The sequence below is a fragment of the Accumulibacter sp. genome (assembly GCF_016789985.1).
Lineage (GTDB): Bacteria > Pseudomonadota > Gammaproteobacteria > Burkholderiales > Rhodocyclaceae > Accumulibacter.
Map to the genome: position 1 here is coordinate 1 of NZ_JAEUOL010000130.1, position 5444 is coordinate 5444.

Annotated in this window: 5 protein-coding genes and 1 pseudogene; 4 read left to right on the top strand and 2 right to left on the bottom strand. The window is 66.2% G+C overall.

Annotated elements, in window-relative coordinates:
• Positions 1–114 precede the first annotated feature (114 nt).
• On the bottom strand, positions 115–840 hold the full coding sequence (locus JNK99_RS07485; RefSeq protein ID WP_291850873.1) for a DUF4198 domain-containing protein: 726 nt from the start codon (positions 838–840) through the stop codon (positions 115–117).
• A 787-nt stretch (positions 841–1627) separates the two neighbouring features.
• Here JNK99_RS07485 and ybiB point away from each other — a divergent pair.
• The 3 genes from ybiB to JNK99_RS07500 all read left to right on the top strand — a co-directional run bounded on the left by ybiB (position 1628) and on the right by JNK99_RS07500 (position 3959).
• Complete coding sequence (gene ybiB / locus JNK99_RS07490) at positions 1628–2614, top strand: DNA-binding protein YbiB (RefSeq protein ID WP_291850876.1); 987 nt, start codon at positions 1628–1630, stop codon at positions 2612–2614.
• A gap of 98 nt (positions 2615–2712) precedes the next feature.
• A complete protein-coding gene (locus JNK99_RS07495; protein WP_291850878.1) occupies positions 2713–3126 on the top strand; it encodes an NUDIX domain-containing protein in 414 nt (137 codons plus the stop codon).
• A gap of 38 nt (positions 3127–3164) precedes the next feature.
• Positions 3165–3959 (top strand): META domain-containing protein, encoded by a 795-nt coding sequence (locus tag JNK99_RS07500; RefSeq protein WP_291850881.1) that lies wholly within the window; start codon positions 3165–3167, stop codon positions 3957–3959.
• A 100-nt stretch (positions 3960–4059) separates the two neighbouring features.
• On the opposite strand, the gene JNK99_RS07505 is transcribed toward JNK99_RS07500, so the two are convergent.
• On the bottom strand, positions 4060–4617 hold the full coding sequence (locus tag JNK99_RS07505) for a YbhB/YbcL family Raf kinase inhibitor-like protein (protein ID WP_291850885.1): 558 nt from the start codon (positions 4615–4617) through the stop codon (positions 4060–4062).
• A 116-nt stretch (positions 4618–4733) separates the two neighbouring features.
• Between JNK99_RS07505 and JNK99_RS07510 the strand changes: the two are divergent.
• A pseudogene (locus JNK99_RS07510) lies at positions 4734–5444 on the top strand (PCRF domain-containing protein); the annotation flags it as partial.

The window sequence follows — 5444 nt, forward strand, 5'->3', positions numbered from 1 at the left end:
CGTCAGCAAAAGTGAAACAGACGCTGATCGCCATGCTGGTGGCCAGCCGATGCTGCACTTCATGCGCGGCAGCGAAACCGCTCAGCACCATGGCGAGCAGCAGCAGCAGGTTTCTCATCTTGCCGGCAGCTCGAAGTTGAGCGCGCTCGCTCGGATCAGCCTGTCTGCCTTGCCATCGGCGAGCGGCAGCTCGACGCTCGCCGAGATCATTTGCATGCCGGGATGACGCAGGCGCAGCGCAATGCTGCCATCGTCGCCCGTCGTGCCACGCACTTCGCCATCGTAGGCCACCGGTACGCCAGCCACCGGCTGGCCGGCAAAGCTCACGCGCAGCCTGAGTTTGTCGCCCGGCGTCAGCGACCACGGGTCGACCAGCGGCGTGATCTCCAGCCGCGGCGACATCGGCATGGCCGCCGCCGGAATCCAGCGTTCGACGCGTTTGACCGTCTCTTCCGCCAGCCAGCTCTGCACCACGCCGCTGATCCCGGTTTTCGGAACGTTCCTGGTTTCCCAGACGGTCTTTGTCCAGTAACCGGAGGACATGGCCACCGGCACCGCCGCGCAATCGGCGTCGACGCGCACCGGGTGCGCACTGCCATAGCGCACCGCCTTCAGGCTTCCCTTGCCGTCCAGGCAGATCGCCTCGCTCACCGCCGTCGCCGGATAAGGCACGATTTCCTGCCCCTCATGCGCCGAATGGCGATGGCCCTGATAGAGGACGAAAGCGTTCTGCTCACGTGCCAGCCACAGGTCGTGCGCCAGCGCCGCAAACGAGCACGAGGCGCCTGCTGCGGCAAAAGCAAGCCGCCGTAAACGCGCGGTCGACGCGAAGATTGCCATGTCGCTTCTCCCGGAAACTATCGGCGGGCGGCGGAAGACGCACGTCGGTATGAATTTTTATAGAAATATCTTACTTTGCCCGGATGCGGCAAGGGGTGAGGACCGGATGTGCTCCGACCCAGGTATCGGCTGCCGCACGGCAAGCTGCACAGTGCGCAACCCGGCAAAACAGCATGGCCCGTAGCATGGAGAGGAGTTCAATGGACGAACCGCCCGACTGTCACCACACCATCCCGCTGCCCCTGGTTGGCAGACGCGCACGCTGACCACCCGCCTCAGGCTCGCTTTGCACCGCACCGACGAGGCGGTCGGCGTCCGGCACTTCCGGGTCACACCCGACGAGCGGCGCAGCGCGACCAACTGCGGCAGGGTGCCGATTGCCACGGTTTTCCGTCGTGCAGAACGGGGAGACGGACCCTTGCCGCACGAACCGTTGCGAGTGGTCGCAATGCGGTATTCCGGGAGCCGGCTGCCAGCATGCGGCAGCGCCCCGCCGTGAAGCGATTGCAGGAGCCAGCGCACCACTCTGAGGCAGAAAAGGAACGTCGGTCATCGGGCAGTCTTCCCCTGCGGCCGGATGCCGTCTTGGCACGACGATTGCTTCGTCCAGGAGGAACGTCACCGCCCGGCGCCAGCCGATGCCTTCGACCAGTTGCCGACAAGGCGGCCGGATCAAGCATAATGCGCTACTTTCGGCAACGCGCGTGGCGGAGCGGCGACGGATGATCGACCATCGCAGGAGCTGGGCCGGCCGCGCGCCAACGGCCCGACGATGACGGGAGTGGGAATGGATTTTGCGCTTTTCATCAGGGAAATAGGGCGTGGCGCAACAGGCGCGCGCGACATGTCGTGCGGTGAGGCGCAACAGCTCTACGCGGCGATGCTGGCCGGCGAGGTCCCCGACCTGGAGCTCGGCGCCATCGCCATTGCACTGCGCATGAAAACCGAGACGGTGGACGAAATGGTCGGCTTTCTCGCTGCCGCCAGCGCCAACCTGCAGCCTCTGCGCCGGCCGCGTGGCGACATCCGGCCGGTGGTCATCCCCAGCTACAACGGCGCCCGCCGCACGGCCAATCTGACGCCGCTGCTGGCCCTGCTGCTGCAACGCTACGCCGTGCCGGTGCTGGTGCATGGCCTGAGCGACGATTACGGACGGGTGACCAGCGAGCAGGTATTCCGCGAGTATGGCCTGCCGCCGAGCAGCAGCCTGCAACAGGCACAGCTCGTCATCGACGAGCACGGCCTTGCCTACCTGCCGCTACCCCTGCTCTCGCCCGGTCTCGAGCGCCAGCTCGCCTTGCGCAGCCGCCTTGGCCTGCGCAATAGTGCGCACAGCCTGGTCAAGATGCTCGATCCTTTCCAGGGCGAGGCGCTGCTCCTCGCCGCGGCCACCCACCCCGACTACATCGGCAGCATGCGCAGCGTGCTGACCACGGTCGGTGCCCACGCCCTGCTGCTGCGCGGCACCGAAGGTGAGCCTTTCGCCAATCCGAAACGCCGGCCGACGATCGAGCATGTGCACGATGGCGTGAGCAACGTCCTCTTCGAGGCCGAACACGACAGCCTGCGCAACCTGCCGCAACTGCCCAGCGGCTGCGATGCACCGGCGACCGTCGGCTGGATGCGCCGCGTTCTCGCCGGCGAAGTCCCGTTGCCCCTGCCGATCGCCAACCAGCTGGCCTGCTGCCTCTACGCCTGTGGTCGCGCCAGGGATTTCCATCAGGCAAAGGCTCTGGTCGCGGTTGACTGCAACCGGCTGGCGCTCGCTTCGTAAGCCGCAAGGGCCAGAATGCGGTAAGGTCTCGGCTTGATGACCAGCGGCAACGGGCAGAACCGTTGGCCAGGTCGCCTGCAACGCAACGGACAACGGACATGAAACGACAGAGAGCGACGGTCATCGTCGAGATCGACCAGCGCATCCTGCTGGTGGAAAACCGTGGTGGGCTCCTGCTGCTGCCCGGCGGCGGCATCCAGCCCGGGGAATCCAGCCTGCAGGCGGCCTCCCGCGAGTTGTTCGAGGAGACGCGGCTGGTCGCCCGTTCGATGTTGTTCCTCTTCGACCACGAGTCGCCAAGCAACTGTCACGCGGTCTTCTGGGCAGCGGCATCCGGCACACTGCTGGCCGGTGATGACGCCACTGCGCTGCACCTTTTCGTGCACGACGACCCCGACCTGACCCAGCGCATGTCGTTGGCCAGCCGGCTGATCATCGACCGCTTCCTCGGCCTACGCCGGGACGCCGCGACACTTCGCTGGCCATTCGCCAGGATATTGGCGCAATGTTGAGCCGCGGGGCACTGAACACCCGCGCAAGGGAGAAGAAGATGAAGACACCAATCATGGCGATGCTCTCGCCCGTCGTCGGCGGACTGCTGCTCGCCTGCAACAGCCCCGGCTCTGCCGACGGCGACGATGGGCTCGGCGACACTGACTGGAAGTTGTCCTCCCTGGCCGGACACGCGGTGTCCGGCGGCCCGTCGGCGACACTGCATTTCGCCGACGGCAAGCTGTACGGCAGCGATGGCTGCAATCGTTTCCACGGCAGCTATGCGGCCACGGAAGACCACCTGCAGATCACCGGCAAACTGGCCTCCACCATGATGGCCTGCCCCGAACCCGTCATGCGCCAGGCGACTGCCTTTAGCAACGCGTTGCGCCGGGCCACGGGCTTCCGCCGGGACGGCCGGCAACTCCTCCTGCTCGATGGCGCCGGCAATCCGCTGGCGACCTTCAACGCGCAGGCACACGGGATCAGCGGCAGCGCCTGGCGGGTCACTGCCTACAACAACGGCAAACAGGCTGTGGTCAGCCTGCTCGCCGGTTCCACGCTGACGCTGGGTTTCGCCGACGACGGCCGGGTTTCCGGCTCGGCCGGCTGCAACAACTACACTGCTTCGTACGCCACCCAGGGCCAGAGCATCACGATCAGCCCGCCGGCCGCCACCCGCAAGAGGTGTCCACAACCTGCCGGACTGATGGAACAGGAAGCGCTTTTCCTGCAGGCTCTGGCCAGTGGCGCGACCTGGCGTCGCGCTGGCGACCGCCTGGAACTGCGCACCGCAGCCGGAGCGCTGGCGCTCAGCCTGTCGGCCGAGCCAGGCGCAGAAGACCGCCCCTAGCACCTGGCGAATCGGCCGCCCCGGAGCAGGTACACGCAGCATCCGCCTGCCGTCGCCGGGCGGGCCTGACCCGGCGCAGCCGGGCCGCCGCGACTTCTCCTTACTTGCTGCGCCCATATTTGCCGGTCAGGGTAGCCTTGCCCAGGCTGTTGGCGTTGACCAGGAAGCCGACCAGCGCGGCACTGGCGCCCGGCGGCACCTCGAGCTTATCCACCTTGAGCGCATGGACGGTGAAGTGATAGCGATGCGGTTTGTCGCCGACGGGTGGACAGGGACCACCCCAGCCCGGCCCACCGAAGTCGGTATTGATCTGCATGGCGCCGGTGGGCAAAGCCGCACCGTCGGACTTGCCGGCACCCAGCGGCAGCGCCGTGGTCGTCGCCGGCAGGTTGATCACCAGCCAGTGCCACCAGCCGCTGCCACCGGTGGGGGCGTCCGGATCATGGACCAGCACGGCGAAGCTCCGGGCATCCTTGGGTGGGTTCTTCCATTCCAGCGCCGGCGAGACATTGCCACCACTGCAGCCGAAGCCGTTGAACACCTGCTCGTTGGCGATCGTGCCGTGCGGCCTGATCTCGGGAGATTCGAGCCGGAAACCGCCGGCATGAGCGGCGAGGCCTGCACTGGCCAGGCAAAGGGCGAGAATGGTCTGCTTCATCGGTGCACTCCGTCGGGTCGGGGAAAGAAGATTTCCGGCGCATTGTAACCGGTGCCGGGCGAGCGCCGTCCGGCGTATATAATGCGAGCCTCATTCATCCAGCGGGCAGGGCCACCATGGAAGCAGAACAACTCAACATCATCGAAAACCGGCTCGCCGACCTCGGTCAGCGCGCCACCGAACTGCGGAGGTATCTTTGACTACGATCAGAAAGCCGATCAGTTAAAGGCTGTCGCGCGCGAACTGGAAGACCCCAGGATCTGGGATAACGCCGAGCGCGCGCAGGAACTTGGCCGCGAGAAGCGGTCGCTGGAAAACGTCGTGCTGACCCTGAACCGGGTCGTCGACGGGCTGCGCGATGCCGCCGAGCTGTTCGTCATGGCACGTGAGGAAGACGACGACGAAACGCTGCAGGCGGTCGTCGCCGATGTCGACGGCATCGAGCAGGAAGTGGCGAGACTCGAGTTCCGCCGCATGTTCAACAACCCCGCCGACCCGCTCAACTGCTTCGTCGACATCCAGGCCGGCGCCGGTGGCACCGAAGCGCAGGACTGGGCGGCCATGCTGCTGCGCATGTACCTGCGCTACGCCGAACGCAAGGGCTACGCGGTCGAGGTGCTGGAGGAATCCGAAGGCGAGGTCGCCGGCATCAAGACGGCGAGCCTCAAGATCTCCGGCGACTACGCCTACGGCATGCTGCGTTCGGAGACCGGTATCCATCGCCTGGTGCGCAAGTCGCCGTTCGATTCGAACGCCCGCCGCCACACCAGCTTCTGCTCGGTGTCGGCCTACCCGGAGATCGACGATTCCTTCGAAGTCGAGATCAA